The organism is Aeromicrobium halocynthiae, assembly GCF_039531385.1.
In the GTDB taxonomy this organism is placed as follows: Bacteria; Actinomycetota; Actinomycetes; order Propionibacteriales; family Nocardioidaceae; genus Aeromicrobium; species Aeromicrobium halocynthiae.
In genome coordinates this window covers 117,764-144,274 of sequence record NZ_BAAAPY010000001.1, presented here as the reverse complement: position 1 = coordinate 144,274, position 26,511 = coordinate 117,764, and the positions used below count along the sequence as shown (strand labels likewise).

The following is a 26,511-nucleotide window of genomic DNA, read 5'->3' as shown; positions in this document are numbered from 1 at the left end:
CTCCGTCCGGGCGGCCTGGTGTGCATCGTCTGGGCGTCGCGCCCAACCTATCGTGGCCCGACCACGACGCGCGGCGCGGTCGGCCGATAGCCTCAGGCCCTGTGACCGAGCACGTGCCCGCGCTGCACCTGACCTCCCCCACCGTCCTGGTGACGCTCACCGGACCGGATCGCAGCGGCGTCTCCACCCGGTTGTTCGAAGAGCTGGCACACCACGAGCTCGAGGTCGTCGACGTCGAGCAGCTCGTCGTGCGAGGTCGCCTCGTGCTCAGCGTCCTGGCGACGCGACCGGAACGGCCCGAGCCGCTCGAGGAGTCCGTCCGCGCCGTGGGCGAGGAGCTCGGGCTCGAGGTGGAGATCGAGCACGGGACGGGTGACAACCGACCCCGGCGCGTCGGTCGCAGCCAGGTCACCGTCCTCGGCCATCCCCTCACGCCGGCCGCCATGGCCGCGGTGACCGCGCGCATCAAGGACGCCGGCGGCAACATCGACCGCATCCTGCGACTCGCCCGCTACCCCGTGACGGCGCTGCGGATGGAGGTCTCCGGCGCCGACCCGGACCAGCTCCAGGCCGACCTCGCGGCGGCGGCCTTCGAGCACGAGGTGGACCTCGCGGTCGAGGAGCGCGGCATCCTCCGGCACGCCCAGCGACTCATCGTCATGGACGTCGACTCCACGCTGATCCAGGGCGAGGTGATCGAGATGCTCGCCGAGCACGCCGGCTGCGCCGACGAGGTGGCCGGCGTGACCGAGGCGGCCATGCGGGGCGAGCTGGACTTCGAGCAGTCGCTGCGCCACCGCGTCGAGAAGCTCCGCGGGGTCCCCGAGTCGGCGCTCGACGACGTCTACGACGCACTCGTCTACACCCCCGGCGCGCGGACGATGATCCGCACGCTCAAGCGACTGGGCTACCGCTTCGCACTCGTCAGCGGTGGATTCACCCAGATCATCGAACGCATCGCCGACGACCTCGGGATCGACTACCACGCGGCCAACGAGCTGGAGATCGTCGGCGGCCGGCTGACGGGCCGCGTCGTCGGGGACGTGGTCGACCGTGCGGGCAAGGCCGAGGCGCTGCGACGCTTCGCCGCCGACGCGCGCATCGGCATCAAGAACACGGTCGCCGTCGGTGACGGCGCCAACGACCTCGACATGCTGGCCGCCGCCGGCCTCGGCATCGCCTTCAACGCCAAGCCACTCGTGCGAGGTCAGGCGCGGACGTCCCTGAACTCGCCCTACCTCGACTCGATCGTGTACCTCCTCGGCATCACCCGCGAGGAGGTCGAGGCCGCCGACGCCGGGGACCCCGCATGAGCGTGCCGGTGCGACCACCTCCGAGGCGGGGCGTCGCGTGGGGCTCCGGTCCTGGTTTCGTGGTGATGCTCGCCGCGGTGGTCGCGATGTTGGCCGGCGCCAGCGCACCGTCGCCGTTCTACCCGGTCCTGCAGGCCGACGTCGGCTTCGGCGACGCGGTGCTGACGACGATCTTCGCCGTCTACGTCGTCACCTTGCTCCTGACCCTGCTCGTGACCGGTGGTCTCTCCGACCACCTCGGCAGGCGTCCGGTCGTCGGGGTCGGGCTCGGGGTGCTCGCCGCGAGCATGGTGGGGCTCGCCGTCGCGGACTCGGTGGCGACGCTCCTGCTCGCCAGGGCCCTGCAAGGTGTCGCCGCCGGGTTGCTGCTCTCCAGCCTCTCGGCCGCGGTGGTCGACCTGGAGCCGCCGGACCGCCCGGGTTCGGCGCCGGTGGCCAACACGGTCCTCCCGCTCGCGGGGCTCGCGGTCGGCGCCCTGGGTGCCGGCATCGCGATCGACACCCTGCGCGACCCCGCACCGGTCGTCTTCGGTGGCTTCGCCGTCCTGTACGTCGTGCTCGCCACCGCGGTGCTGCTGGGCCCGGAGAGCTCACCTCGCGTCCCGGGCTGGCGTCGCAGCCTCGTCCCGACGGTGTCGGTGCCGACCACCTCTCGCGCCATGTTCGTCCGGGCGCTCCCGGCGGTCGTGGCGGGATGGGCGACGGGCGGCCTGTACCTCTCGCTCGTCTCCCCGCTCGTCGCTCGAGAGCTCGGCGGCTCCTCCAGCGCCGTCCAGGGACTCGCCGTGGCGCTCCTGATGGCGTCGGGGTCGGTGGGCTGCTTCGCCGTGCGTCGCCGTGCGGCGCGCCAGATCGCGGTCCTCGGCACGAGCGCGCTCGCCGTCGGCACCGCACTGACCGTCGCCGCACTGCTGGCGCACACGCTGGTCGGCTTCCTGCTGGCCGTGGTCGTGGCGGGCTTCGGGTTCGGCACCGCCTTCCTCGGGGTGATGCAGTCGCTCACCCCGACGGCCTCACCGCAGGAGCGCGGTGCGCTGTTCTCGGCGATCTTCACCGTCAGCTACCTCGCCTTCAGCGTCCCCGCGGTGATCCTCGGCCTCGTCGTGCCGGAGGTCGGGCTGCTGGTCGCCACGGTCGCCTACGGCGCACTGGTCGTGCTGCTGTCGGCGGTCGCGGCGGCCCTGCGGTGGCGGGAATGACCCCCGCCACCGCTCGGTCCAGCCGGTGGGGCTCAGGAGGCGTGGCTCACTCGTCGTCCTCGAGGCGGAAGCCGAGCTTGAGGGTCACCTGGTAGTGCTCGACGTCGGTGTCGACGATGTGCCCTCGGATCCCCTCGACCTCGAACCAGTCGAGGTGGCGCAGGGTCTTGCCGGCGCGACGGATGCCGTTCTCGATGGCCTCGGTGACCCCGTCCGGGGACGTGCCGACGATCTCGGTGATGCGGTAGGTGCGGTTGCTCATGCAGTCATCATGCAGGCTGTCATGCAGGCTCTGGTGCTCGGCGTACGCTGGAAGGGTGTCAGCAACCGACAGGAACGACCGCGACCGCCGGGCCGAGGAGCAGGTCTACTCGATCACCTCGGCCGCCACGGGTCACAGCGACGAGCTCGGGTCCCGCGAGAAGCGCTACGCCATCTCGATGGGCATCCGCTCGGTGTGCTTCGTCGGCGCCGTCGTCGTCTGGCAGTACGCGGTGTGGGTCGCTGTCGTCATGGTCGTCCTCGCGACGTTCCTGCCCTACTTCTCGGTGGTGCTGGCGAACTCCGGCGTCCGCCGCAAGGGCACCGGGAGCGACGTCATGAAGCCCGAGCCGTACGGCGAGCTCAGCGAGGCCGCCACCACCGCCAAGGACACGCGTGAGGAGTGACGGTCCGGACGAGCTCATCTGCTCGTCCAAGGGTTGCGTCGAGCCTGCCGTCCACCGGGTGGAGTGGAACAACCCCAAGATCCACACGCCCGATCGTCGCAAGGTGTGGCTCGCGTGCGGCGAGCACGAGCAGACCCTGCGTCGCTTCCTCGATGCGCGTGGCTTCTACCAGGAGACCGTCCCGCTCTGAGGACCTCGGGTCGGCGGGAGATCAGCCGCCGATGGCGGACATGGGACGGGTCGGCTGGAGGAAGCTGGGGTCGTCGATGCCGTGACCGGGCAGCTTGGTGCTCATCGCCGCGACCCATCGTCGCGCGATCTCCTCGTCGCTCGCGCCGGCGCGCAACGCCGCGCGCAGGTCGGACTCCTCGCGGGCGAACAGGCAGTTGCGCACCTGTCCGTCGGCCGTGAGCCGGACGCGGTTGCAGTCACCGCAGAACGGTCGGGTGACCGAACCGATGATGCCCACCGTGCCCGGACCGCCGTCGACGAGGAAGCGCTCCGCGGGGGCCGACCCTCGCCCTGCCTGCGGCCGGAGGTCGACGTGGGCGGACAGCAGCGCCAGGGTCTCGTCGGCGGTCACCATCGCCTCGCGGTTCCAGCCGTGCTGGGCGTCGAGCGGCATCTGCTCGATGAAGCGCAGCTCGTAGCCCTGCTCGAGGCTCCAGTGCAGGAGCTCGGCTGCCTCGTGGTCGTTGACGCCCCGGAGGAGCACCGCGTTGATCTTCACGGGCTCGAGTCCGGCGGCCTTGGCCGCGGCGAGCCCCGCGACGACGTCGTGGAGACGGTCCCGTCGGGTGATGGTGAGGAACGTGGCCGGGTCGATCGTGTCGAGGCTGACGTTCACCCGGTCCAGACCCGCTGCTGCCAGTGCCCCGGCGGTGCGCTCGAGGCCGAGACCGTTGGTGGTGATCGCCGTCCGTGGCGAGCCGGGCAGGTCCTTCGTCGCCGCGATGATCGAGGGCAGACCTCGTCGCAGCAGCGGTTCACCACCGGTGAAGCGCACGTCACGGACGCCGAGCAGGCGCACGCCGATGCCGATCAGCCGGACGAGCTCGTCGTCGCTCAGGACCTCCTCGGTCGGCATCCACTCGAGCCCCTCCGCCGGCATGCAGTACTGGCAGCGCAGGTTGCAGCGATCGGTCAGGGAGACGCGCAGGTCCGTCGCGACGCGTCCGTGGGTGTCGATGAGCTGCATCGTGCCAGCCTACGAGTCGGCTCCCACCCCCTGCTGGGCGGTGGCTTGGGGCCGGACACTAGGTTCGGGCCGTGTACCGGTTCCTGCTCAGCCGCCGGTGGCTCGGGTTCGCCGCGGTGGTCCTCCTGCTGCTCGCGATCTGCGTGCGGGCCGGCATGTGGCAGATGGACAAGCACGACGCGCGGGTGAGCGAGAACCGGGTCGCGCGGGCGAACCTCCTCGCCGATCCCCGACCACTCGAGGAGGTCGTGCCGGCCGGGAGCTCGGTCGATCCGGGCGACGAGTGGGCCACGGTCCGTGCGCAGGGCGTCTACGACGTCGAGAACGAGATCGTCGTGCGGTTCAGCACCCGCGACGGTGCCCCCGGGGTCGACGTCGTCACCCCTCTGCTGCTCGACGACGGCTCCGCGGTCCTCGTCGACCGCGGGTGGATCCAGACCCTGAACAACGGGGAGCGCCCCGACGTCGTGCCGCCACCGCCGTCCGGTGAGGTGGAGGTGGTCGGCTGGGTGCGACCCGACAGCGGAGCGCGGGACGAGGCGGTGACGCCGGTCGACCGGCAGGTCCGCGCCATCAACAGCGAGGCCGTCGCCTCCTCGCTCGGTCTCGACCTCCGGTCGGGCTACCTGAACCTGCAGGAGCAGACCGGCGGCACGGACGCCCTCGCCACCGAGCCCCTGCCGGACCTGGGCCAGGGGCCGCACTTCTTCTACGCGCTCCAGTGGTGGTTCTTCGGGCTGCTCGCGCTCGTCGGCTACTTCTGGTTCGCGCACGCGGAGGCACGCGACCGGCGCGAGGGCGGCCCCGAGCGACAGCGGTCTCGACCGGCGTCGTCACGCGTCACGCGAGGCTGACCAGCTCGGCGTACTCGGCGTTCCAGAGGTCCTCGTCGCCGTCGGGCAGCAGCAGCACGCGGTCGGGTTCGAGCGCCTCCACGGCACCCTCGTCGTGCGTGACGAGCACGATCGCCCCCTGGTAGGAGCGGATGGCCGCGAGCACCTCCTCGCGGGAGGCGGGATCGAGGTTGTTGGTCGGCTCGTCGAGGAGCAGCACGTTGGCGCTGGAGACGATGAGGCTGGCCAGCGCGAGCCGCGTCTTCTCCCCGCCGGACAGCACCCGGGCCGGCTTCTGGGCGTCGTCGCCGGAGAAGAGGAAGGCGCCCAGCACGCTGCGTGCCTGCGTCTCGGTGAGCTCGGGGGCGCCGTCGCGCATGTTCTCGAAGACCGTCTTGTCGAGGTCGAGCGTGTCGTGCTCCTGGGCGAAGTACCCGATGCGCAGGCCGTGGCCGGGCTGCAGCTCGCCGGTGTCGGGGTCGAGCTCGCCGGCCAGCATCCGCAGCAGGGTGGTCTTGCCCGCACCGTTGAGGCCGAGGATCACCACGCGACTGCCGCGGTCGATCGCGAGGCCGACGTCGGTGAAGATCTCCAGCGAGCCGTAGGACTTCGACAGGCCCTCAGCCATGAGCGGCGTCTTGCCGCACGGGGCCGGGGCAGGGAAGTCGATCCGTGCCACGCGCTCGCTCTGGCGCTCGTCCTCCAGACCGGCGAGCATCTGCTCGGCACGCCGTAGCATCTGCTGGGCCGCGGTGGCCTTCGTCGCCTTGGCGCGCATCTTGTTGCCCTGGGCGATGAGACGCTCGGCGGTCTTCGTGGTGGTCTCGCGCTCCTTCTTGCGACGCACCTCGTCGGCCTCGCGCTGGCGCTGGTAGTGCTTCCAGCCCATGTTGTAGACGTCGATGGTCGAACGGTTCGCATCGAGGTAGAGGACCTTGTTGACGGTCTCCTCGATCAGGTCGACGTCGTGGCTGATGATGACGATGCCGCCGGAGAAGGTCTGCAGGAACCCGCGCAGCCACCGGATCGAGTCGGCGTCGAGGTGGTTGGTGGGTTCGTCGAGCAGCAGGGTGTCGGCGTCGGAGAACAGGATGCGCGCCAGCTCGATCCTTCGGCGCTGCCCACCGGACAGCGTGGAGAGCGGCTGGGCGAGGACGCGGTCGGGCAGCCCGAGGTTCGCCGAGATGGTGGCAGCCTCGGCCTCGGCGGCGTACCCGCCGCCGGCGGCGAACTCGCTGTCGGCGTTCGTGTACCGCTTCATGGCGCGCTCGGCGACCTCCGGGTCGTCGCTGGTCATGTCGACCTCGGCCTGGCGCATGCGTCGCAGGGCCGCGTCGAGGCCGCGGACGGACAGGATGCGGTCCCTGGCCGAGACGCTCATGTCCTCGACCTTGGGGTCCTGCGGCAGGTACCCGACGGTGCCGCTGCGGGTGATGGAGCCCTCGGCCGGCTCTCCCCCGGCACCGGCGAGCATCTTGGTGAGGGTGGTCTTGCCGGCGCCGTTGCGTCCGACGAGTCCGATCTTGTCGCCCTTCGCCACCTGGAAGGAGACGTCGGACATGAGGACGCGCGCGCCGAAGCGCAGCGTCACGTTGCTGACGGTGATCATGGGTGCTTTCCGGAAGTGGGGTCTGGGGTGCCTCGAGACGGACGCCGCGGCGGCGTCGAACGTCTACTCCCGTTGAATCAGCACCGGATCAGTCTACCCAACGCGCTCCGCGGGCCGAGCGGTGCCGTCGCCCCGTCGAGGACGGCCTCGCTCAGGCATTGGGGGCCAGCTCGGTCCCCGCGCCCCGGCGACGCAGACGGGGCGAGCGGTCGTCCTGGTGGGACTCATCGGACGGGTTCTCGAGCTCCGGCAGCAGCTCGGCCGGGTCGCGGAGCGTGCCGTCGGTGCCCAGCACGTGCAGACCGGCGTCGGCGATCATCTGCAGGTCGGTGCGTGCGGCGTGACCCTCGCTCGTGAGGTAGTCCCCGAGGAACAAGGAGTTGACGGCCTCCAGCGCGATGGGCTGGAGCGACCGCAGGTGCATCTCGCGCCCACCGGCCATCCGCACCTCGCGGTCGGGACAGGCCAGCCGCACCATGCACAGGATGGTCAGCGCGCGCTCGGGCGTCATCTCCCACGTCCCTGCGAGGGGCGTCCCGTCGAACGGCATGAGGAAGTTCACCGGGATGGACTCCGACCCCAGCTCACGCAGCGCCAGGACGGCCTCGACGAGCTGCTCGTCGCTCTCTCCCAGCCCGACGATGAGCCCGGAGCACGCCGAGAGGCCGGCCGCCTGTGCCCGGCCGACCGTCTCGACGCGGTCGTCGTAGGTGTGCGTCGTGCAGATGGCCTCGTGGTGGGACTCCGCGGTGTTGATGTTGTGGTTGTAGGCGTCGACGCCCGCCTCGGCGAGACGCTCGGCCTGACCGTCCTTGAGCAGGCCCAGGCAGGCACACACCTCGACGTCCGGCTGCTCCTCACGCACGGCACGGACGATGTCGGCGACGCGGTCGACGTCGCGGTTCGACGGTCCGCGACCCGAGGAGACGAGGCAGACGCGCGACGCTCCCCCGCACACCCCGGCGCGGGCCTGCTCCGCGGCCTCCTCGGCCGAGAGCCAGGAGTACCGCAGGATCCCGGCCTCGGAGTTGAGCCGCTGCGAGCAGTAGAAGCAGTCCTCCGGACACAACCCGGACTTGAGGTTGACCAGGTAGTTGACCTTGACGCCCGTGCCGAAGTGGTGCCGTCGTACGCGACCGGCCGCGTCGACGAGGGCCCAACGCGCCTCGCGTGGCGTGCGCAGGACCGCGAGGCACTCCTCGGCGTCGAGACGATGCCCTTCGAGCACCCGCGAGGCCAGGGTGCTCAGGTCAGGTGAACGGTGTTCAGGTGGCGCCATGGACAGAAACCTAGCAGGGCGCCTGAACGGTGTTCAGGTGCCCTGCTGGGTGGAGAGTGGGTGAAGTGCGTCAGCCGACGTTGAAGCCGAGGGCGCGCAGCATCTCGCGGCCGTCGTCGGTGATCTTGTCCGGACCCCACGGCGGCATCCAGACCCACTCGATCCGGAAGTCGTTGACCAGACCGTCGAGCGCCTGGCGCGTCTGGTCCTCGATGACGTCGGTCAACGGGCACGCGGCCGACGTCAGCGTCATGGACAGCACCGTGTTGCTGTGCTCGTCGACGTCGACACCGTACACGAGGCCGAGGTCGACGACGTTGATGCCGAGCTCGGGGTCGACGACGTCCTTCATCGCCTCCCAGACGTCGTCCGACGACGTGGCGCCTGCAGGAGCGGTGTCGACCTCGGGCAGGTCGGAGTGGTCAGCGGTGACGGTGTCGGTCGTGCCGTTCGTGATGGCGCCGTCCTCGGTCGTGCTGTTCTCGGTCATCGTCCCTCCTGGAACGCATCGGTGGCTGTGCCGGCGCCCGCCTGCGTGGCGGCGTCCTTGAACGCCATCCACGCCAGCAGGGCGCACTTGACGCGGGCGGGGAACCTGGCGACGCCGGCGAAGGCGATGCCGTCCTCCAGCACCTCCTCATCGGGCTCGACGTTCCCCTTGCCCTGCATCAGGGCCTGGAACTCCTCGAGCACGCCGAACGCCGTGGTGACGTCCTTGCCGTGCACGAGGTCGTAGAGCACCGACGTCGACGCCTGGCTGATGGAGCAGCCCTCCGCGGCGTAGGAGACGTCGGCGATCGTGTCGTCGTCGAGGTGGACACGCAGCGTGATCTCGTCACCGCACGTCGGGTTCACGTGGTGCACCTCGGCCCCGAACGGCTCGCGCAGTCCCTCGCCGTGCGGGTGCTTGTAGTGGTCGAGGATGATCTCCTGGTACAGGGCGTCGACCTGGTCGGCTCCACTCATCAGCGCCCTCCGAAGTACTGCTGGGTGTAACGCAGACCCTCGACGAGCGCGTCGATCTCCGCCTCGGTCGTGTAGAGGTAGAACGACGCCCGCGTCGTCGACTGGACGCCGAACCGGCGGTGGGCCGGCTTGGCGCAGTGGTGACCGGCGCGCACGGCGATGCCGCGGGAGTCGAGCAGCTGCGCGACGTCGTGCGGGTGCACGTCGCCGAGGGTGAAGCTCACCGCTCCTCCGCGGAGGACGGCCTCGGTGGGCCCTACGACGCGGAGTCCCTCGACCTGCTGCATCCGCTCCAGCGCGTACGTGGTGATCGCCTGCTCGTGCGCGGCGACGTTCTCCATGCCGATGCCGTCGAGGTAGTCGGCGGCGGCGGCCAGACCCACGGCCTGCGCGATCGGCGGAGTGCCTGCCTCGAACCGCGACGGGGGCGCCGCGAAGGTCGAACGCTCCATGGAGACGGTCTCGATCATCTCGCCCCCGCCGAGGAAGGGCGGCAGCGACGCGAGCAGGTCGTAGCGGCCCCACAGGACGCCGATGCCGGTGGGACCGACCATCTTGTGCCCGGTGAAGACCACGACGTCGGCCCCCAGGGCGTCGACGTCGACCGGCAGCTGCGGCACCGCCTGCGAGGCATCGACCACGACGATCGCGCCCACCGCGTGGGCGCGGTCGATGATCAGCTCCAGCGGGTTCACCGTGCCGAGCATGTTCGAGACCCAGGTGAGGGAGACGACCTTGGTCCGCTCGGTGATGAGCGTGTCGAGGTCGTCGAGGTCGAGGCGACCCTCGTCGGTCACGCCGAACCAGCGCAGGACGGCGCCACTGCGCTCGGCGAGCAGCTGCCACGGCACGATGTTGGAGTGGTGCTCCATCTCGGAGATGACGATCTCGTCGCCGGATGCGATGCCGTTGGGGTGGGACGATCCGGCGTCGCCGAGCACGCGCGCCACGAGGTTGAGCGCCTCGGACGCGTTCTTGGCGAACACGACCTCCTCGCGTCCGTGCTCGCGGCGTCCGGCGCCGATGAAGTCCGCGATGCGCGTGCGGGCGCCCTCGAACGCCTCCGATGCCTCCGCACCGAGCTGGTGCATGGCCCGCGCGACGTTGGCGTTGTGCTGCAGGTAGTGGCGCTCGATCGCCTCGACCACCTGACGCGGCTTCTGCGAGGTGTTGGCACTGTCGAGGTAGACGAGGGGGTGGTCCCCGGCCAGACGACGTCCGAGGATTGGGAAGTCCTCCCGGATCCTCTCGACGTCGTACGGCTCGCCGGCCTGGGTCCACACCCCGGCGCCGGTCCCGCTCGTCAGGGAGGGCATCAGACGCTCTCGGTGGCCCGGGTGTACTTGTCGTATCCCTCGGCCTCGAGCTGGTCGGCCAGCTCGCGACCGCCGGACTCGGCCAGGCGGCCGGCGACGAAGACGTGGACGTGGTCGGGCTTGATGTACTGCAGGATGCGCGTGTAGTGCGTGATCAGCAGGACGCCGCGATCACCCTGGGCGCTGAAGCGGTTGACGCCGTCGGAGACGACGCGCAGGGCGTCGATGTCCAGGCCGGAGTCGGTCTCGTCCAGCACCGCGAACTTCGGGTTCAGCAGCTCCAGCTGGGCGATCTCGTGCCGCTTCTTCTCACCACCGGAGAAGCCTTCGTTGACGCTGCGCTGGGAGAACTCCTTGTCCAGCGTCATGCGCTCCAGGGCGGCGTTGACGTCCTTGACCCAGGTGCGCAGCTTGGGGGCCTCGCCGTCGATGGCGGTCTTCGCCGAGCGCAGGAAGTTCGCGACCGAGACGCCCGGCACCTCGACGGGGTACTGCATTGCGAGGAACAGGCCGGCGCGGGCCCGCTCGTCGACGCTCAGCTCGAGGATGTCCTGACCGTCCAGGAGCACCTCGCCGTCGGTGATCGTGTACTTGGGGTGGCCGGCGATGGAGTAGGCCAGCGTCGACTTGCCTGAGCCGTTCGGGCCCATGATGGCGTGCACCTCGCCGGAGGAGATGGTGAGGTCGACGCCGCGCAGGATCTGCTTGGGGCCGTCCTCGGTCTCGACGGAGACGTGCAGGTTCTTGATCTCGAGAGTGCTCATGTCAGCTCCTGATGGGGGCGGAGACGTCGACGAGGACGCGTCCGTCGGAGATGGTCGTGGGATAGGTGGGCACCGGTTCGGTGGCCGGGAGGTTCAGGGGGGCGCCGGTGCGGGCGTCGAAGCGCGAGCCGTGCAGCCAGCACTCGATCTCACAGCCCTCGACCTCCCCCTCGGACAGGGCGATCGCCGCGTGCGAGCACTCGTCGCGCAGGGCGTGGACGGTGTCGCCGTCCTTGACCAGCACGACGTCGACGCCGTCGATCGTGACCGCGGTGGGCGTGTTCTCGGCGAGCGCGTCCAGCGGTGCGGCGAACTGCGGACCGGTCACCGGACCCCACCCTCGGCGGGGGTGCCGGTCTGCGGGCGGCGGTCGAGACCGCTGAGGTCCGCGCCGGCGAGCTCGGCCTCGATCGCCTCGACGAGCCGCTCGCGCAGCTCGGGCACGGCGATGCGACGGATGACGTCGTTGAAGAAGCCGTGCACGACGAGACGACGCGCCTCGGCCTCCTCGATCCCCCGGCTCTGCAGGTAGAACAGGTGGTTGTCGTCGAAGCGACCCGTGGTGCTGGCGTGACCGGCACCGGCGATGTCGCCGGTCTCGATCTCCAGGTTGGGCACGGAGTCGGCCTTGGCGCCGTCGGTGAGGACGAGGTTGTCGTTCTGCTCGAACGTCTCGATGCCCTCGGCAACCTTGCGGATGAGCACGTTGCCGATCCAGACGGTGTGGGCGTCCTGGCCCTGCAGGGCGCCCTTGTACTCGACGTTGCTGCGCGTGCGCGGTGCCGTGTGGTCGACGAACTGACGGTGCTCGATGTGCTGGCCGGCGTCGGCGAAGTAGACGCCGAGAAGGTCGGCGCTGCCGCCGGGACCGGCGTAGTCGACGTTGACGCTCGTGCGGACGAGGTCGCCACCGAGGCTGATCTCGAACAGGCGGATCGAGGCGTCGCGCCCGACGCGGACGTTGTACTGCCCGGCGTGGACGGCGTCGTCGGCCCAGTCGTTGATCGTCACGACGTCCACCCGTGCGCTGTCGCCGACGAGGATCCGGGTGAGGGCGTCGTACGTGGCGCTGCCGGCGTGGTCGACGACGATCGTGACCGAGGCGTGGGCGCCCACGCGGATCACGTGGTGCGCCCACACGGTGTCGTCGACGGACGACCCGCTGAGCCGCAGGTGCACGGGCGCGTCGGCCTCGAGGTTCGCCGGCACGTCGAGCAGCAACGTCTCGCCGGCGTTCGCGGCCGCGAGGGCCCCGAGCCGGTCGAAGGGTGCGTTGACGCCGAGGGCGCGTGCCTCGTCCGCGGGGACGGGGCCCAGCGAGACACCCTCCGGCAGCTGCTCCTCGCGCTGCAGGACGGCGTCGGAGGCGGTCCCCTCCAGCAGTCCACGGAGCCGCTTGAGCGGCGTGAATCGCCAGATCTCCTCCAGCCCCATCGGCACCGGGTGCGCGTCGACGTCGAACGTCGGCTCCGGGTGCAGGTGGGACTCGACGTGGTCGAGCTCCAGCGTGTTCTCGATGTTCTCGACGGAGTTGTCCACGGTGGTGGTCATCCGACAGCGCCCTCCATCTGCAGCTCGATGAGACGGTTCAGCTCGAGGGCGTACTCCATGGGCAGCTCCCGGGCGATCGGCTCGACGAAGCCGCGCACGATCATGGCCATGGCCTCGTCCTCCTCCATGCCGCGCTGCATGAAGTAGAAGAGCTGGTCGTCGCTGACCTTGGAGACCGTGGCCTCGTGGCCGAGCGTGACGTCGTCCTCGCGGACGTCGACGTACGGGTAGGTGTCGGAGCGGCTGATCTGGTCGACCAGCAGCGCGTCGCACTTGACGGTGCTGGCCGAGCCCTCGGCGCCCTCCATGACCTGCAGGAGCCCTCGGTAGGAGGTGCGTCCGCCGCCGCGCGCGACCGACTTGCTCAGGATCGAGCTGGAGGTGTTCGGGGCGGCGTGCACCATCTTGGCGCCGGCGTCCTGGTGCTGACCCTCGCCGGCGAAGGCGATCGACAGCGTCTCGCCGCGGGCGTGCTCGCCCATGAGGTAGACGGCCGGGTACTTCATGGTGACCTTGGAGCCGATGTTGCCGTCGACCCACTCCATGGTGGCGCCGGCCTCGCACGTCGCACGCTTGGTGACCAGGTTGTACACGTTGTTCGACCAGTTCTGGATGGTCGTGTACCGCACGCGGGCGTTCTTCTTGACGACGATCTCGACGACGGCCGAGTGCAGCGAGTCGCTGGAGTAGATCGGGGCCGTGCAGCCCTCGACGTAGTGGACGTAGGAGTCCTCGTCGGCGATGATCAGCGTCCGCTCGAACTGGCCCATGTTCTCGGTGTTGATCCGGAAGTAGGCCTGCAGCGGGATGTCGACGTGCACACCCTTGGGCACGTAGATGAACGAGCCTCCGGACCACACGGCGGTGTTCAACGCGGAGAACTTGTTGTCACCGGTCGGGATGACGGTGCCGAAGTACTCCTCGAAGAGCTCGGGGTGCTCCTTGAGGGCGGTGTCGGTGTCGAGGAAGAGCACGCCCTGCTCCTCCAGGTCCTCGCGGATGGAGTGGTAGACGACCTCGGACTCGTACTGCGCGGCGACGCCGGCGACGAGGCGCTGCTTCTCCGCCTCGGGGATGCCGAGCTTGTCGTAGGTGTTCTTGATGTCCTCGGGCAGGTCCTCCCAGCTCTGGGCCTGCTTCTCCGAGGAACGCACGAAGTACTTGATGTTGTCGAAGTCGATGCCCTCAAGCTCGGCGCCCCACGTGGGCATGGGCTTGCGCTCGAACAGGCGCAGGCCCTTCAGGCGCTGGTCGAGCATCCACTGCGGCTCGTCCTTCTTGGAGGAGATGTCGCGGACGATCTCCTCGTTGAGGCCGCGCGTGGCGGCGGCGCCGGCGTCGTCGGAGTCGGCCCATCCGAACTCGTAGCGGCCGACGTCCTTGAGACCCGGGTTGAGGTCCTCGATCGAGTTGGTGGTCATGACACCCTCTCCTGTTGACGTGCATGGGGGGACGGGACTCGCCCCGCGGGCAGGTGCGTGGTGCACACCCCGTCCCCGTGGGCGATGGTGGCGAGTCGCTGGACGTGGGTGTCCAGGAGCTCGGCGATCATCTCGGTCTCGGCCTCGCACAGCTGCGGGAACTCCCCCGCGACCGACGCGACCGGGCAGTGGTGCTGGCAGATCTGCTCGCCGGCAGGGCTGCGACCGACGGACGCTGCGAAGCCGTCGTCGCTCATGGCGTCGGCGAGCACCTGCGGGCGGTCCTGCGGCGCCGCCTGCTCGACGACGTCGCGGTAGCGCTCGAGCACCTGACCCATGCGGTGACGGGCGAACGCGGCGACGGCCTCGTCCCCACCGGCGTCGCGCAGGAAGCGCAGGGCGTCGGCGGCGAGGTCGTCGTACGCATGGGCGAAGGTGCTGCGTCCGGCCTCGGTGATGACGAAGACCTTGGCAGGCCGGCCGCGACCACGGCCGGCCTCGGCGCGTGGCTGGCGCTGCTCGACGACGCCCTCGGCCAGCAGCTGGTCGAGGTGGCGCCGCACGGCGGCCGGCGTGAGACCGAGTCGTTCGGCGAGCGCGGCCGCCGTCGAGGGACCGTGCTCGAGGATCGACGTCGCGACGCGCTCACGGGTCGGGGCATCGCCCTGGTCGTTCGCGGTCATCGTCGTCACCTCCGGCACGTCCGTCGTCGCGGCCATGTATTTCACAACACCAGTGTGCCGTTAATGATTCCAGCCGTTCAACGAAGGCCACCCTCAGTCGGAGCCGTGAACGGAGTGCTTCCGCGCATCGCGGGCCTAGGGTGGCGTCATGGAGGCGAAGTCGACATCGGTCGAGATCGAGGCGGGTGGACGCGCTGTCCGCGTCTCCAGTCCGGACCGGGTCATCTTCCCGGCGTCCGAGCTCGGCCCGGACGTCACCAAGCTGCAGGTCGTGGAGTACTACGTCGCCGTCGGCGACGGCATCGTCCGTGCCCTGCACGACCGACCGACAGCCCTCGAGCGCTGGCCGAAGGGCGTCCTGCCGGGCATGACGTTGACGACGCGCCAAGCGTCCGGGGGTCGTGGGCAGCAGGGGGACGCGTTCTACCAGAAGCGACTCATGCGCGGGATGCCCGACTGGGCCCGTTCGGTGCGCGTGCACTTCCCATCGGGCCGTACCGCCGACGAGCTCTGCCCCGACCACGTCGCCGTCGTCGCGTGGGCGGCTCAGATGGGCACCATCGTCTTCCACCCCTGGCCGGTGCGGCGCGACGACGTCGACCGCCCCGACGAGCTGCGCATCGACCTCGACCCCCACGGCTCGACGACCTTCTCCGACGCCGTACGCGCCGCGCTCGCGACGCGTGAGCTGCTGGAGGAGCTCGGCCTCGTCGGCTGGGTCAAGACCAGTGGCAAGCACGGGGTCCACGTGTACGTGCGCATCGAGCCGCGCTGGACCTTCACCGACGTCCGTCACGCCGCCATCGGTCTCGGCCGTGAGCTCGAGCGTCGGGTCGACGGGGTGACGACCTCGTGGTGGAAGGAGGAGCGCGGCCACAACATCTTCGTCGACGTCAACCAGAACGCCCGCGACCGCACGATCGCCTCGGCCTACAGCCTGCGTCCGCGCCCCGGGGCACCGGTCTCCTTCCCGCTGTCCTGGGCCGACCTCGAGGTTGTCGACGACCCCGCGGCCTTCACCCTGCACACCGTGCCGGACCTCCTGGCCGAGCGTGGCGACGCCTGGGCCGGCATCGACGAGGACCCGGGCTCGCTCGAGCCGCTGCTGGACCTCTGGCGCGCGGACCTCGAGCGCGGCCTCGGCGACCTCCCCTACCCGCCGGAGTACCCGAAGATGCCGGGCGAGCCGAAGCGGGTCCAACCGAGCAAGGACACCGACCGCGCCCGCGACTGACGGTGCACGACGACTCCGAGGTCGCGATCGCACCGGACGGACGTAGGGTGAAGAAGTGGAGCCCCTCGCGACGTCGAGCCTCGAGCTCGTCGACACCGATCCCGATGCCGTGATCAGCATCGGCGACCTGCGGACCCTGCGCCAGGAGTTCACCCGCTTCATGCTGCGGCACCGCTTCGCGATGGAGGAGGTCGTCACCAAGCTCTCCATCCTGCGCGACGAGTTCGCCGTCATGCACGAGACGAACCCGATCGAGCACATCGCGTCGCGGCTGAAGTCTCCCGACAGCCTGGCCGAGAAGATGGAGCGCAAGGGCACCAGGCCGACCTTCGCGTCCATCCGCGAGACCATCACCGACATCGCCGGCGTGCGTGTCACGTGCAGCTTCGTCTCCGACGTCTACCGCGTCTTCGAGCTCATCACCAACCAGTCGGATCTCTCGGTGCTCGACGTCCGTGACTACATCGCGACGCCGAAGGAGAACGGGTACCGCAGCCTGCACGTGCTGCTGGAGGTGCCCGTCTACCTCTCCGACGGCGCGGTGCCGGTGACAGTCGAGGTCCAGTTCCGCACCATCGCGATGGACTTCTGGGCGAGCCTGGAGCACAAGATCCACTACAAGTACCGCGGCCAGGTCCCGGACGACCTCCAGGAGCGGCTGTGCGAGGCGGCCGACTCCGCCCATGCGCTCGACGCCCGCATGGAGTCGCTGCACGACGAGGTCCGCGGTCTGGGCGACGACGGTGTCGAGACCCTCACCGAGGAGATCCGCGGAGACCTCGTCACCGGCGACGAGCTGGTCCCCACCGACGCGCTCATCGACCAGCTGCGCCGACTCTCGAGCGACGGCACCGACCAGCCAGGCTGAACGCGCCCGTCAGCGTCGCGACCGGGGGTCCACGGTCGTCGTCGGTCGGTGCTCCACCGGGAAGGCCACCGAGGCGGCGATGAAGCAGTTCCGCGACGCCTCGCCGTGGATGGACTCCGCCGTCGCGACCATCGCGGCGTCCGCGACGACGACGCGAGGGTGGAGGACGACCGCCGTGAACCGCCCGCCCACGCCCGTCTGTTCCATCGTGGCGACCGGATCGTCGTGGTAGTCGACCACGACCACGCCGTGTCTGACCGCGCTGTGCAGGTAGGACAACAGGTGGCACTGGGCCAGCGCAGCGAGGAGCAGCTCCTCGGGGTTCCAGCGCTCTGCACGCCCACGGAACGTCGGATCGGCCGATCCGAGGAGGTCCGGCTTGCCCTCGGCCCGCAGCAGCACGTCGCGGTCGTAGTCGCGGTAGCCGCTCGTGCCCGTGCCTCGATCGCCCTGCCAGGCGACGGCGAGCCGATAGGTGTGGTCCACTCCCCCAGGATGCCTCGGGTCGGGCTCAGCGGTCGGGTCGCTCGTGCGCGGCGCACCGTCGCACGACGGCCTCGATGCGGGAGCGGCGAGTGGCCTCCCGCTTGGCGAAGGCGATCTGGCTGAGCGCGTGCTTGCGCGCCGAGGGAGGCAGCTCGTCCCAGAACCGACGCGCTCGCGGCACCGCGTCGAGGGCCGTGGTCAGCTCCTCCGGCTCGAGGCCGGCCTCCGGTCCGTCGAGCACGGTCCACGAGCCGTTGGCACGGGCCACCTCGACCGCCACGAGCCCCGGCCCCTGCATGCGTCCCTGCTCCGTCAGCTCGGCGACCCGCGCCTTGTTGGTCGCCGCCCATCCACTGCCCGGCCGCCGAGGGCAGCACCAGACCAGGCTCGCCTCCCCGTCGCGACGCGCCTGGCCGTCGACCCACCCCCAGCACAGCAGCTCGCGCACGGTGTTGTCGTAGGACAGCGCGTCGTCGCCGGGGGCGTTGCGCGCGTCGATGCGCAGCCACACGCCGGGGCTGCTCGCATGGTGCTCGGCAAGCCAGCGCCCCCACTGCGACCGGCTCGGTGGCTCCACCCGCTCCCGCGAGCGGGTCACGGGCCCAGCACCTGTGCGAGGTCGTAGCGGACGACCTCCTCGAGCTGGGCGTACGTGCACGACGAGGGTTCGCGGTCGGGCCGCCACCGCTTGAACTGGGCCGTGTGCCGGAACCGGGCTCCGTCGCCCTGGCCCTCCATGTGCTCGTAGCCGACCTCGGCCACCCGCTCGGGTCGCAGCGGCACGAAGGAGAGGTCCTTGGTCCCGGTCCACCGGCTCTGCCCGCCCGGGAGCCGACCCTCGGCGTGGGCGGCGGCGTCCTGCCACGCACCCCACGGGTGGTCGGCCGGGTCCGCGACGAGCGGCGCGAGCTCCTCGACCAGCTCCGCCCGTCGTCCAGCGGTGAACGACGCGCACACCCCGACGTGCTGGAGCCGACCGTCGTCGGCGACGAGCCCGAGCAGCATCGAGCCGAGCAGGGGCTGCTCGTCGGTCGACGTCTTGTGCAGGCGGTAGCCAGCCACCACGACGTCGGCAGTCCTGGCGTGCTTGACCTTGAGCATCGTGCGCCCGTTGGGCACGTAGGGATCGGCGAGACGCTTGGCGACGACGCCGTCGAGACCGGCCCCCTCGAAGGCGTGGAACCACTCGGTGGCCTCGGCGGCGTCGTACGTGGTGCGCGTCAGGTGCACCGGGTCGTGGACGTCGCCAAGAGCCTGTTCGAGACGATCGCGACGCTCGGCCAACGGTAGATCGACCAGCGACTCGTCGCCGAGCGCCAGGAGGTCGAAGACGACCAGGCTCGCCGGAGTTCGCTCAGCGAGCTCGGCGACCCGGGAGGCCGCCGGGTGGATGCGCTGGGACAGCGTGTCGAAGTCGAGCCGGTCGCCGACCACGGTGACGATCTCCGCGTCCACGACGCAGCGCTCCGGCAGCTGCTCGCGCACCGCGGCCTCGATCTCGGGGAAGTAGCGTCCGAGCTCCTTGGTGGATCGGCTGCCGATCACGACCTCGTCGCCGTCGCGGAAGACGATCGCGCGGAACCCGTCCCACTTCGGCTCGTAGACCAGTCCGCCGTCGACGGAGTCGGCCGCCGGGACCCCCTTCACCGATCGGGCGAGCATGGGTCGAAGGGGCGGCATCACCGGCAGGTCCATGGCCCCATCATGGCCGCCGGCGGGGACACCCGACAGTGCCGAGGCCCACGACCGGGTCCCACCGGACCGCTGCCCGACGAACCGTTCGGCGCCCTCTCTAGACTGTCGGGGTGAATGGACCGGCGGTGCAGGTGCGTGACCTCGTCATGCGCTACGGCTCCACCACCGCGGTCGACGGTCTCAGCCTCGACGTCCCCGAGGGCTCGATCACCGCCGTGCTCGGCCCGAACGGCGCCGGCAAGACCACGACGGTCGAGACCTGCGAGGGCTTTCGCGCCCCGCAGTCCGGGTCGGTGCGCGTCCTCGGGCTCGATCCTCGTCTCGACGCCGTCAGGCTGCGGCCCCGGGTCGGCGTGATGCTGCAGTCCGGGGGCGCGTGGACGGGCTCGCGCGCCACCGAGATGCTGCGCCACATGGCGTCGCTGCACGCCCATCCACTCGACCCGGACGCCCTGGCCGACCGGTTGGGGCTCGCGAGCTGCGGCCGGACCCCCTACCGCCGCCTCTCCGGGGGCCAGCAGCAGCGCCTCTCGCTCGCCATGGCCGTCGTCGGGCGTCCCGAGCTGCTCTTCCTCGACGAGCCGACCGCGGGGCTCGACCCCCAGGCACGTCGCGCCACGTGGGAGCTGCTCGCCGAGCTGCGCGGAGCCGGCGTCACCGTCGTGCTGACCACCCACTTCATGGACGAGGCCGAGCAGCTCAGCGACCTCGTCCACGTCGTCGACGCCGGCACCGTCATCGCCTCCGGGTCGCCGGCCGAGCTCACCGCCGCCGGCGCGCGCGGGACGATCCGCTTCGCCGCACGACCGGGTGTCGACGTCGTCGCGCTCATGGAGGCGCTGCCGCACGACACGAAGGTCGAGGAGGTCGAGGGCGGCCGCTACGTGCTGACCGGCGAGATCGATCCCCGCCTCCTCGCGGACCTCACCCGCTGGTGCGCCGATCACGACGTCCTCACCGAGAGCGTGCTGGTCGAGCGCCAGAGCCTCGAGGACCGCTTCCTCGACCTGACCGGGAGGACGCTGCGGTGAGCCTCGACCTCTCCCCCCGGCCCGGGGCCGCCCGTCCGGCGACGATGGTGCGTGCGCAGGCGCTGATGGAGCTGCGGCTGCTGAGCCGCAACGGGGAACAGCTCCTCCTCACGCTCGTCATCCCCCTGCTGCTGCTCGTGGCCGCGACACGCGCCGGGTCCGTCGTCGACCTCGGTGCCGGCCGGACCATCGACGTCGTCACCCCCGGCGTCCTCGCCCTCGCGGTGCTCTCGACGGCCTTCACGTCCTTGGCCATCGCCACCGGCTTCGAACGTCGCTACGGCGTGCTCAAGCGGCTCGGGGCCTCTCCCCTGCCCCGCTGGGGCCTGCTCGCCGGCAAGGTGGCCGCGATCGCGGTCGTGGAGCTGGTCCAGCTCACCGTCCTCGTCGCCGTGGCGCAGCTGCTCGGCTGGCAGCCGACGGGGGGAGCCGGCGCCTACGCCTGGCTCGTCGTCCTGGCCGTCCTCGGCACTGCGGCGTTCGGAGCCCTGGCCCTGCTCATCGCGGGCACCCTGCGTGCGGAGGCGACGTTGGCGGTCGCCAACCTGGTCTACGTCGTGCTGCTGGTCGGAGGCGGTCTGATCGTCCCGCTCTCGCGCCATCCCGACGCGATCGCCGCCGTGCTGCAGCTGTTGCCGTCCGGCGCGCTGGGCGAGGGTCTGCGCACCGCCTTCGAGACCGGGTCCCCCGGTCTCCTGCCCGTTCTCGTCCTGACCGTGTGGGCCGTCGGCGCCGGCCTGCTGACCGCGAGGTGCTTCCGATGGGAATGACCGACCCGCTGCTTCGACCCTCCCGCCGTGCCGTCAGTGGCTGGGCCTGGGCCTCGGTCGTCGCCAACACCGTCATCGTGCTCACCGGCGGGGCCGTCCGGCTCACCGCCTCGGGGCTCGGCTGTCCCACGTGGCCGCGCTGCACCGAGGAGTCCTTCGTCCCCCACGGCGAGCTCGGGTGGCACGGGGTGATCGAGTTCGGCAACCGCCTCCTCACGTACGTGCTCATCGCGATCGCGATCGGCACGCTCGTCGCGGTGTGGCGCTGGACGAGCGAGCGTCGACTGCGGCTGCTGTCCTTCCTGCTCGCCGCCGGGATCCCGTTCCAGGCGGTGGTCGGCGGGATCACGGTGCTCACCGACCTGAACCCGTGGGTCGTCGCCCTGCACCTCATGCTGTCGATGGTGCTGATCGCAGGGTCGACGATCCTCCTGGTGCGCGTGCGGGCGCGCGGGGTGACCGGCGTCCCGCAGCGCACGCGAGCCCTCGTCGTCGCGACGTTCGCCGTCTTGTGGATCGCGCTCTACCTCGGCACGGTCGTCACCGGCAGTGGTCCGCACGCCGGCGACGTGGACGTCCCGCGCAACGGCCTGGACCCGCAGGTGTGGAGCCACGTGCACGCCGCCAGCGTCTACGTCCTCGTGGCCCTCACCGTCGCGTGCTGCGTCGCGCTGCGTGGCACACGAGCGGCGTCGGCCGCGTACTGGCTGCTCGGGGTCGAGCTCGCGCAGGGACTCGTCGGGTTCGTCCAGTTCTTCACCGGTCTGCCGATCGTGCTCGTCGGCATCCACCTGCTCGGTGCCGGGGTGCTCGCGGCTCTCGGCACGCGGCTGCTGGTGGTGACGACCTCGTCGGGGACGCCGGCCGCGGACGAGCAGCGGGACGTGTCCACCTCCGTCCACCAGACTTCATGAGCCTCGGGGCGGGTCGTCGTCGGAGGCGACACGCCACGACCACCGCGACCGTGAAGGTCACGGCCGATCCCGCCACCTGCCAGGCCTCGTAGGGACCGGACTCCTGGCCCGTCGCCGGGTCCACGTGGTAGCGGTCCCACGCCATCCAGGCCAGCCATGCCCTGCGGACACGAGGGCACCGATCCCGAGGGCCAGTGCTCGACGAGCGTCGGCCGGGACTGCCGGACCGTTCAGCCGCGCCACGGCGACGTCGCCTGCAGCACGGCCTCCTCGAGCGCCTCGGTGCGCAGGTGGGTGATGCGCTGGTAGTCCTCGTCGGCCACCATCGCGGTGAACGCCTGGCGGGAGGGGTAGCGCACGAGCAGGACCGCGTCCCAGCCGGAGCCCTCGGCGGGCACGAGGGACGTGCCGCTGTCCCCGGCGTACACGACGCTCCCGCCGACCCGCTCGAGGTGGGGAACGATCTCGCGCGCGTAGCGGTCGTAGCTCGCGCGACCGTCCGGACGGAACCGCAGCAGGTTCACCATCACGACGGGTCCGCCGTCGTCCTCCTCGAGGTAGCGCTGGAGGTCGCGGCCGGTGGGGTCGACGGGCATGGTGCGCGGGTCCTGTCTGTCGGGCGTCGGTACTGCCGGGCATCGGGGCGACGCCGTCGTACCGATGCAAGCACATCGTGGGGGCCGTCCGCCGGGCAACGGGACGAACGTCGGGCCCGCACGGCCCGCAGCCGCTAGGTTGCGCAGATGACGTCCGCTCCCGTCCAGCCGACCGAGCTCCCCAACGGCGAGCGCCCGAGCCGGCGAGCCGTCGCAGCGTTGGCCGTCCTGCACGCCGGTCTGCTGCTGCTTGGAGGCGTCGCGCTCTCGTTGCCGGTCCCCGCTCAGGGCTGGGCGGTGCTGTGCCTCGTCGCCGCGTACGCCGCGACCCACTGGTCTCTCGCGCGGTCGGACGACCCGACTGGGCTGCGCTCGCGCTCTTCCTCGTCCCCGTCTCGCTGTTCCAGGTCCTGCCGGACTGGGTGCTGGCGGACCTCGTCGGCACGCTCGCCTTCCCCGATCGCGGTGGACCGCGCATCGACGACGTCATCCCGGTGGCGATGGCGCTCATGTGGGTGCCGCCGCTGTTCGTCGCGATCGTGCTGGCGGGGCTGCGTCCGGCGCGCGCCGCCCTGACCGCCGTCGTCCTGTTCGCCGGCGCGGAGCTGTGCGCGCCCTTCGTCGGGCTGTGGGAGCCGACCGGGGAGACGCTGCGCGTGCTGGGGATCGCCGTCTACGTCCTGCCCGCCGAGGCGGCGCTGGGCTGGGCCGCGGCGGTGGCGTTCCTCGCCACGCGAGGCCGTGGCTCCGGCGTGCGGGTCGCCGCCGCCGGCGCGGTCTCGACCTTCTACCTGGGCGCCCTCGTGCTCGCGCACTTCGTCATCGACGTCGCCGGCTGGAACATCACGGCCTGAGACCGCGACGCCGTCCGCGCCTCAGCCGATGAAGGGGTCCACGGCGGCCGCGACGAACAGCAGGGCGAGATAGGCGTTGGAGAGGTGGAACAGACGCATCGGCTTGATCACCGACAGCTCCTCGGACTCCGTGCACCGCTGCTTGAGGTCGTAGGCCTCGACGAGGAAGACGATGCCGAGCAGCAGCGCCGCGCCCGGGTAGAACCACCCCGTGCCGGCGACGGGCCACAGGGCGAGGGACGTCGCCACCATCAGCCAGCTGTACCGGACGATCTGGCGGCTCACCTCGGCCGACGTCGCGACCGACGGCAGCATCGGCACGCTGGCCGCGGCGTAGTCCTCGCGGTAGCGCATCGCGAGGGCCCAGAAGTGCGGTGGCGTCCAGAAGAACACCACGAGGAACAGCACCACCGGCGCCCACGCGAGCTCGCCGGTGACCGCGGTCCAGCCGATCAGGGCCGGGAAGCAGCCCGCCGCCCCTCCCCAGACGATGTTCTGGGTGGTACGCCGCTTGAGCAGCATCGTGTAGCCGACGACGTAGAAGACGTTCGCGGCCAGCGCCAGGGACGCCGACAACCAGTTGACGAAGAAGCCCAGCCACAGGGTGGAGACCACGCCGAGCACGAGGCCGAAGACGAGGGCCGACGTGTTGGAGACCTTGTGCCGCGGGAGCGGCCGGCGGGCGGTCCGGCGCATCTTGGTGTCGATGTCGGCGTCCACCACGCAGTTGAGGGCGTTCGCGCTGCCGGCCGCGAGCGACCCGCCGACCATCGTCGCCACGACCAGCCACAGGGGCGGGACGTCCCGCGCCGCCAGGAACATGACGGGGACCGTCGTGAGGAGCAACAGCTCGATGATCCGCGGCTTGGTGAGGGCGACGTAGGCGCCGACCACGTCGCGGGTCGTGCCGAAGCCGCCGCGCGGCGTCGACGCCGGGGCCGAGCTCGAGACGTCGTCGTGGAGGGCACTCACCCGATCAAGTCTAAGCCCACGCGAGTAGGCTCGTCGTGACGGTACGGACTTGCCCGCCACAGACCCCTCAGGAGCACGCCATCGTGACCTCATCGTCCCCCGCACTCGACTGGAACGAGACCGACGACCGTGCGGTGGACACCGTGCGGATCCTCGCCGCCGACGCGGTGCAGAAGGTCGGCAACGGCCACCCCGGCACGGCGATGAGCCTGGCGCCCGCCGCCTACCTGCTCTACCAGAAGGTCATGCGCCACGACCCGGCCGACCCGCACTGGACCGGACGCGACCGGTTCGTGCTGTCGTGCGGTCACTCGAGCCTCACGCAGTACATCCAGCTCTACCTCGCCGGGTACCCCATGGGTCTCGAGGACCTCAAGAGCCTGCGCACGTGGGGCAGCCAGACGCCGGGCCACCCGGAGTACGGACACACCCCCGGTGTGGAGGTCACCACCGGTCCCCTCGGTCAGGGCATCGCGAACGCTGTGGGCATGGCGATGGCCGCCCGACGCGAGCGGGGTCTGCTCGACCCCGACGCCGCGCCCGGCGAGAGCCCGTTCGACCACTCCGTCTACGTCATCGCCTCCGACGGCGACGTCCAGGAAGGCGTCTCGGCGGAGGCGTCCTCCCTCGCCGGACACCAACGGCTCGGCAACCTGACCGTGCTCTACGACGACAACAAGATCTCCATCGAGGACGACACCAACGTGGCGTTCAGCGAGGACGTCGCAGCACGCTACGAGGCCTACGGCTGGCACGTGCAGACCGTCGACTGGACCCAGGGCGCCGGTCACGGGTCGGGCGACTCCTACCGCGAGGACGTGCCCGCCCTGTGGGAGGCGTACCAGGCCGCGCAGCGGGTGACCGACAGGCCGAGCCTCATCGTGCTGCGGACGATCATCGCCTGGCCGGCACCCACGGCGCAGAACACCGGCGCCTCCCACGGCTCGGCGCTCGGCGACGAGGAGGTCCACGCCACCAAGGAACTGCTCGGTTTCGACCCGGACCAGACCTTCGAGGTGAGCGACGAGGTCATCGCGCACACCCACGGCGCGCGAGAGCGAGGCGCAGTGGCTCACGAGGCGTGGCAGGAGCGGTTCGACACCTGGGCCGGCGAGCACCCGGAGGCCGCGGACCTCCTGCGTCGCCTCCAGGACCGCACCTTGCCCGACGGGTGGACCGACGTCCTCCCGACCTTCGACGCCGACGAGAAGGGTGTCGCGACGCGCGCGGCCTCCGGCGACGTCCTGACGGCGATCGCTCCCGTGCTGCCCGAGCTCTGGGGCGGCTCGGCCGACCTCGCGGGCTCCAACAACACCACGCCCAAGGGCGAGCCGTCCTTCCTGCCGCCCGACCTGTCGACCGAGAAGTTCAGCGGCGACTGGTACGGGCGGGTGCTGCACTTCGGCATCCGCGAGCACGCGATGGGCTCGATCATGAACGGCATCGCCCTGCACGGCCCCACGCGGCCCTACGGCGGCACCTTCCTCGTCTTCAGCGACTACATGCGACCGGCCGTGCGCCTCGCGGCGCTGCAGCAGCTGCCCGTCACGTACGTGTGGACGCACGACTCCATCGGCCTCGGCGAGGACGGACCCACGCACCAGCCCGTGGAGCACCTCGCCGCGCTGAGGGCGATCCCCGGACTCGACGTCGTGCGGCCCGCCGACGCCAACGAGGTCGTCGAGGCCTGGCGCACCCTGCTGCAGATCACCGACCGCCCGGTCGCGCTCGCGCTGAGCCGCCAGAACGTCCCGACGTTCCCGCGCGGTGAGGTCGACGGCACCCACTGGGGTGAGGCATCCGGCACGGCCCGCGGCGCGTACGTGCTCCTCGACACCGAGGGGACCCCCGACGTCGTTCTCATCGGCACCGGCTCGGAGCTCCAGCTCGCCGTGCAGGCGCGCGAGCTCCTCGCTGCCGACGGCATCGCCGCCCGCGTCGTCTCCATGCCGTCGCGCGAGTGGTTCGAGCGACAGGACGCCGAGTACCGCGACAGCGTCGTGCCCCCGGCCGTCCGCGCTCGGGTCGTCGTGGAGGCGGGCGTCTCCTTCGGTTGGCGCGACGTGGTCGGCGACGCCGGTCGCGTCGTCGGGCTGGAGCACTTCGGAGCCTCCGCCGACTACGCCCGCCTCTACGAGGAGTTCGGCATCACCGCCCAGGCCGTCGTCGACGCGGCGCGTGAGGCCATCGAGGCTGGGCACGAGACCGGTGGTGTCCCGGTCCATGCTCGACCGAGCGGGCCGGTCCTGCCGCTGGCCGACCACTGAACCATCGACCCGGGCCGCCCCGAG

At 71.0% G+C, this 26,511-nt stretch carries 29 protein-coding genes; 12 read left to right on the top strand and 17 right to left on the bottom strand.

The features are described 5' to 3' along the window. Nucleotides 1-101: 101 nt before the first annotated feature. Nucleotides 102-1,313 (top strand): phosphoserine phosphatase SerB, encoded by a 1,212-nt coding sequence (gene serB / locus ABD213_RS00610; protein WP_344323067.1) that lies wholly within the window; start codon nt 102-104, stop codon nt 1,311-1,313. After that, entirely contained in the window at nt 1,310-2,512 is a 1,203-nt protein-coding gene (locus ABD213_RS00605; protein WP_344323066.1) for an MFS transporter, read from the top strand. The genes serB and ABD213_RS00605 overlap by 4 nt, the downstream gene beginning before the upstream one ends. A gap of 46 nt (nt 2,513-2,558) precedes the next feature. On the opposite strand, the gene ABD213_RS00600 is transcribed toward ABD213_RS00605, so the two are convergent. Then, nucleotides 2,559-2,774: a dodecin gene (locus tag ABD213_RS00600; RefSeq protein ID WP_344323065.1), complete on the bottom strand. Its 216-nt coding sequence runs from the start codon at nt 2,772-2,774 to the stop codon at nt 2,559-2,561. 55 nt (nt 2,775-2,829) lie between these two features. On the opposite strand from ABD213_RS00600, the gene ABD213_RS00595 reads away from it, so the two are divergent. Both ABD213_RS00595 and ABD213_RS00590 read left to right on the top strand, forming a co-directional pair. Further along, nucleotides 2,830-3,180: a DUF3099 domain-containing protein gene (locus ABD213_RS00595; protein WP_344323062.1), complete on the top strand. Its 351-nt coding sequence runs from the start codon at nt 2,830-2,832 to the stop codon at nt 3,178-3,180. Beyond that, nucleotides 3,170-3,370, top strand: a complete 201-nt coding sequence (locus tag ABD213_RS00590) for an acetone carboxylase (RefSeq protein WP_344323060.1) — start codon at nt 3,170-3,172, stop codon at nt 3,368-3,370. The genes ABD213_RS00595 and ABD213_RS00590 overlap by 11 nt, the downstream gene beginning before the upstream one ends. 21 nt (nt 3,371-3,391) lie before the next feature. Here ABD213_RS00590 and moaA read toward each other — a convergent pair whose 3' ends face one another. After that, the gene (moaA, locus tag ABD213_RS00585) at nt 3,392-4,378 is read right to left on the bottom strand and encodes a GTP 3',8-cyclase MoaA (protein ID WP_344323058.1); all 987 of its coding nucleotides are present in this window, start codon (nt 4,376-4,378) and stop codon (nt 3,392-3,394) included. 71 nt (nt 4,379-4,449) lie between these two features. Between moaA and ABD213_RS00580 the strand changes: the two genes are divergently transcribed. Then, the gene (locus tag ABD213_RS00580) at nt 4,450-5,232 is read left to right on the top strand and encodes an SURF1 family cytochrome oxidase biogenesis protein (protein WP_344323056.1); all 783 of its coding nucleotides are present in this window, start codon (nt 4,450-4,452) and stop codon (nt 5,230-5,232) included. Here the strand turns inward: ABD213_RS00580 and abc-f are convergent. The 10 genes from abc-f to ABD213_RS00530 all read right to left on the bottom strand — a co-directional run bounded on the left by abc-f (nt 5,219) and on the right by ABD213_RS00530 (nt 14,800). After that, nucleotides 5,219-6,820, bottom strand: a complete 1,602-nt coding sequence (gene abc-f, locus ABD213_RS00575; RefSeq protein WP_344323054.1) for a ribosomal protection-like ABC-F family protein — start codon at nt 6,818-6,820, stop codon at nt 5,219-5,221. The genes ABD213_RS00580 and abc-f overlap by 14 nt on opposite strands. 151 nt (nt 6,821-6,971) lie before the next feature. Further along, on the bottom strand, nt 6,972-8,099 hold the full coding sequence (gene bioB / locus ABD213_RS00570) for a biotin synthase BioB (protein WP_344323051.1): 1,128 nt from the start codon (nt 8,097-8,099) through the stop codon (nt 6,972-6,974). Between the two features lie 70 nt (nt 8,100-8,169). Next, nucleotides 8,170-8,589, bottom strand: coding sequence for a metal-sulfur cluster assembly factor (locus ABD213_RS00565; protein ID WP_344323049.1), 420 nt, complete (start codon nt 8,587-8,589; stop codon nt 8,170-8,172). Then, nucleotides 8,586-9,065, bottom strand: a complete 480-nt coding sequence (sufU, locus tag ABD213_RS00560) for a Fe-S cluster assembly sulfur transfer protein SufU (RefSeq protein ID WP_344323047.1) — start codon at nt 9,063-9,065, stop codon at nt 8,586-8,588. The genes ABD213_RS00565 and sufU overlap by 4 nt, the downstream gene beginning before the upstream one ends. Next, entirely contained in the window at nt 9,065-10,381 is a 1,317-nt protein-coding gene (locus tag ABD213_RS00555) for a SufS family cysteine desulfurase (protein ID WP_344323045.1), read from the bottom strand. Before ABD213_RS00555 ends, sufU begins: the two co-directional genes overlap by 1 nt. Beyond that, complete coding sequence (gene sufC / locus ABD213_RS00550) at nt 10,381-11,145, bottom strand: Fe-S cluster assembly ATPase SufC (RefSeq protein ID WP_344323043.1); 765 nt, start codon at nt 11,143-11,145, stop codon at nt 10,381-10,383. The genes ABD213_RS00555 and sufC overlap by 1 nt, the downstream gene beginning before the upstream one ends. Nucleotide 11,146: 1 nt before the next feature. Next, nucleotides 11,147-11,473 (bottom strand): non-heme iron oxygenase ferredoxin subunit, encoded by a 327-nt coding sequence (locus ABD213_RS00545; RefSeq protein WP_344323040.1) that lies wholly within the window; start codon nt 11,471-11,473, stop codon nt 11,147-11,149. After that, nucleotides 11,470-12,696 (bottom strand): Fe-S cluster assembly protein SufD, encoded by a 1,227-nt coding sequence (gene sufD / locus ABD213_RS00540; RefSeq protein WP_344323038.1) that lies wholly within the window; start codon nt 12,694-12,696, stop codon nt 11,470-11,472. The genes ABD213_RS00545 and sufD overlap by 4 nt, the downstream gene beginning before the upstream one ends. Next, nucleotides 12,693-14,117, bottom strand: coding sequence for a Fe-S cluster assembly protein SufB (sufB, locus tag ABD213_RS00535; protein ID WP_344323036.1), 1,425 nt, complete (start codon nt 14,115-14,117; stop codon nt 12,693-12,695). Before sufB ends, sufD begins: the two co-directional genes overlap by 4 nt. Then, entirely contained in the window at nt 14,114-14,800 is a 687-nt protein-coding gene (locus ABD213_RS00530; protein WP_344323034.1) for a helix-turn-helix transcriptional regulator, read from the bottom strand. Before ABD213_RS00530 ends, sufB begins: the two co-directional genes overlap by 4 nt. Nucleotides 14,801-14,948: 148 nt before the next feature. Between ABD213_RS00530 and ABD213_RS00525 the strand changes: the two genes are divergently transcribed. Continuing rightward, nucleotides 14,949-16,034, top strand: coding sequence for a DNA polymerase domain-containing protein (locus ABD213_RS00525; protein ID WP_344323032.1), 1,086 nt, complete (start codon nt 14,949-14,951; stop codon nt 16,032-16,034). A 55-nt stretch (nt 16,035-16,089) separates the two neighbouring features. Further along, on the top strand, nt 16,090-16,902 hold the full coding sequence (locus tag ABD213_RS00520; RefSeq protein ID WP_344323029.1) for a GTP pyrophosphokinase: 813 nt from the start codon (nt 16,090-16,092) through the stop codon (nt 16,900-16,902). A gap of 9 nt (nt 16,903-16,911) precedes the next feature. Here the strand turns inward: ABD213_RS00520 and ABD213_RS00515 are convergent, their stop codons facing one another. From ABD213_RS00515 to ABD213_RS00505, 3 genes are read right to left on the bottom strand one after another with little or no spacing between them, the layout of a single operon-like run. Then, a complete protein-coding gene (locus ABD213_RS00515) occupies nt 16,912-17,388 on the bottom strand; it encodes an OsmC family protein (protein WP_344323027.1) in 477 nt (158 codons plus the stop codon). Nucleotides 17,389-17,413: 25 nt separating this feature from the next. Continuing rightward, entirely contained in the window at nt 17,414-17,986 is a 573-nt protein-coding gene (locus ABD213_RS00510) for a YdeI/OmpD-associated family protein (protein WP_344323025.1), read from the bottom strand. Continuing rightward, nucleotides 17,983-19,083 (bottom strand): ATP-dependent DNA ligase, encoded by a 1,101-nt coding sequence (locus ABD213_RS00505; protein WP_344323023.1) that lies wholly within the window; start codon nt 19,081-19,083, stop codon nt 17,983-17,985. Before ABD213_RS00505 ends, ABD213_RS00510 begins: the two co-directional genes overlap by 4 nt. Before the next feature lie 110 nt (nt 19,084-19,193). Between ABD213_RS00505 and ABD213_RS00500 the strand changes: the two genes are divergently transcribed. Genes ABD213_RS00500 through ABD213_RS00490 form a run of 3 tightly spaced genes read left to right on the top strand, consistent with a single transcriptional unit; the run spans nt 19,194 to nt 21,798 of the window. Then, on the top strand, nt 19,194-20,114 hold the full coding sequence (locus ABD213_RS00500; protein ID WP_344323021.1) for an ABC transporter ATP-binding protein: 921 nt from the start codon (nt 19,194-19,196) through the stop codon (nt 20,112-20,114). Between the two features lie 44 nt (nt 20,115-20,158). Then, nucleotides 20,159-20,884, top strand: coding sequence for an ABC transporter permease (locus ABD213_RS00495; RefSeq protein WP_344324659.1), 726 nt, complete (start codon nt 20,159-20,161; stop codon nt 20,882-20,884). Then, nucleotides 20,875-21,798, top strand: coding sequence for a COX15/CtaA family protein (locus ABD213_RS00490; protein ID WP_344323017.1), 924 nt, complete (start codon nt 20,875-20,877; stop codon nt 21,796-21,798). Before ABD213_RS00495 ends, ABD213_RS00490 begins: the two co-directional genes overlap by 10 nt. A gap of 230 nt (nt 21,799-22,028) precedes the next feature. Here the strand turns inward: ABD213_RS00490 and ABD213_RS00485 are convergent, their stop codons facing one another. After that, a complete protein-coding gene (locus tag ABD213_RS00485; protein WP_344323015.1) occupies nt 22,029-22,394 on the bottom strand; it encodes a DUF1330 domain-containing protein in 366 nt (121 codons plus the stop codon). A gap of 302 nt (nt 22,395-22,696) precedes the next feature. Between ABD213_RS00485 and ABD213_RS00480 the strand changes: the two genes are divergently transcribed. Further along, entirely contained in the window at nt 22,697-23,248 is a 552-nt protein-coding gene (locus tag ABD213_RS00480) for a DUF6989 domain-containing protein (RefSeq protein ID WP_344323013.1), read from the top strand. Between the two features lie 21 nt (nt 23,249-23,269). On the opposite strand, the gene ABD213_RS00475 is transcribed toward ABD213_RS00480, so the two are convergent. Then, nucleotides 23,270-24,220: a heme o synthase gene (locus tag ABD213_RS00475; protein WP_344323011.1), complete on the bottom strand. Its 951-nt coding sequence runs from the start codon at nt 24,218-24,220 to the stop codon at nt 23,270-23,272. Nucleotides 24,221-24,303: 83 nt separating this feature from the next. Here ABD213_RS00475 and tkt point away from each other — a divergent pair, with 83 nt between their 5' ends. Next, a complete protein-coding gene (gene tkt, locus ABD213_RS00470; protein WP_425546003.1) occupies nt 24,304-26,487 on the top strand; it encodes a transketolase in 2,184 nt (727 codons plus the stop codon). Nucleotides 26,488-26,511 lie beyond the last annotated feature (24 nt).

Bases quoted from the DNA above. Each gene is read 5' to 3' on its own strand.
- ABD213_RS00495 (WP_344324659.1), top strand. From the start codon at position 20,159: ATGGTGCGTGCGCAGGCGCTGATGGAGCTGCGGCTGCTGAGCCGCAAC.
- sufB (WP_344323036.1), bottom strand. From the start codon at position 14,117: ATGACCACCAACTCGATCGAGGACCTCAACCCGGGTCTCAAGGACGTC.
- ABD213_RS00505 (WP_344323023.1), bottom strand. From the start codon at position 19,083: ATGGACCTGCCGGTGATGCCGCCCCTTCGACCCATGCTCGCCCGATCG.
- ABD213_RS00490 (WP_344323017.1), top strand. From the start codon at position 20,875: ATGGGAATGACCGACCCGCTGCTTCGACCCTCCCGCCGTGCCGTCAGT.
- ABD213_RS00605 (WP_344323066.1), top strand. From the start codon at position 1,310: ATGAGCGTGCCGGTGCGACCACCTCCGAGGCGGGGCGTCGCGTGGGGC.
- bioB (WP_344323051.1), bottom strand. From the start codon at position 8,099: ATGGCGCCACCTGAACACCGTTCACCTGACCTGAGCACCCTGGCCTCG.
- sufC (WP_344323043.1), bottom strand. From the start codon at position 11,145: ATGAGCACTCTCGAGATCAAGAACCTGCACGTCTCCGTCGAGACCGAG.
- ABD213_RS00600 (WP_344323065.1), bottom strand. From the start codon at position 2,774: ATGAGCAACCGCACCTACCGCATCACCGAGATCGTCGGCACGTCCCCG.
- ABD213_RS00485 (WP_344323015.1), bottom strand. From the start codon at position 22,394: ATGCCCGTCGACCCCACCGGCCGCGACCTCCAGCGCTACCTCGAGGAG.
- ABD213_RS00525 (WP_344323032.1), top strand. From the start codon at position 14,949: ATGGAGGCGAAGTCGACATCGGTCGAGATCGAGGCGGGTGGACGCGCT.
- ABD213_RS00565 (WP_344323049.1), bottom strand. From the start codon at position 8,589: ATGACCGAGAACAGCACGACCGAGGACGGCGCCATCACGAACGGCACG.
- sufD (WP_344323038.1), bottom strand. From the start codon at position 12,696: ATGACCACCACCGTGGACAACTCCGTCGAGAACATCGAGAACACGCTG.
- abc-f (WP_344323054.1), bottom strand. From the start codon at position 6,820: ATGATCACCGTCAGCAACGTGACGCTGCGCTTCGGCGCGCGCGTCCTC.
- ABD213_RS00555 (WP_344323045.1), bottom strand. From the start codon at position 10,381: ATGCCCTCCCTGACGAGCGGGACCGGCGCCGGGGTGTGGACCCAGGCC.
- ABD213_RS00530 (WP_344323034.1), bottom strand. From the start codon at position 14,800: ATGACCGCGAACGACCAGGGCGATGCCCCGACCCGTGAGCGCGTCGCG.
- moaA (WP_344323058.1), bottom strand. From the start codon at position 4,378: ATGCAGCTCATCGACACCCACGGACGCGTCGCGACGGACCTGCGCGTC.
- sufU (WP_344323047.1), bottom strand. From the start codon at position 9,065: ATGAGTGGAGCCGACCAGGTCGACGCCCTGTACCAGGAGATCATCCTC.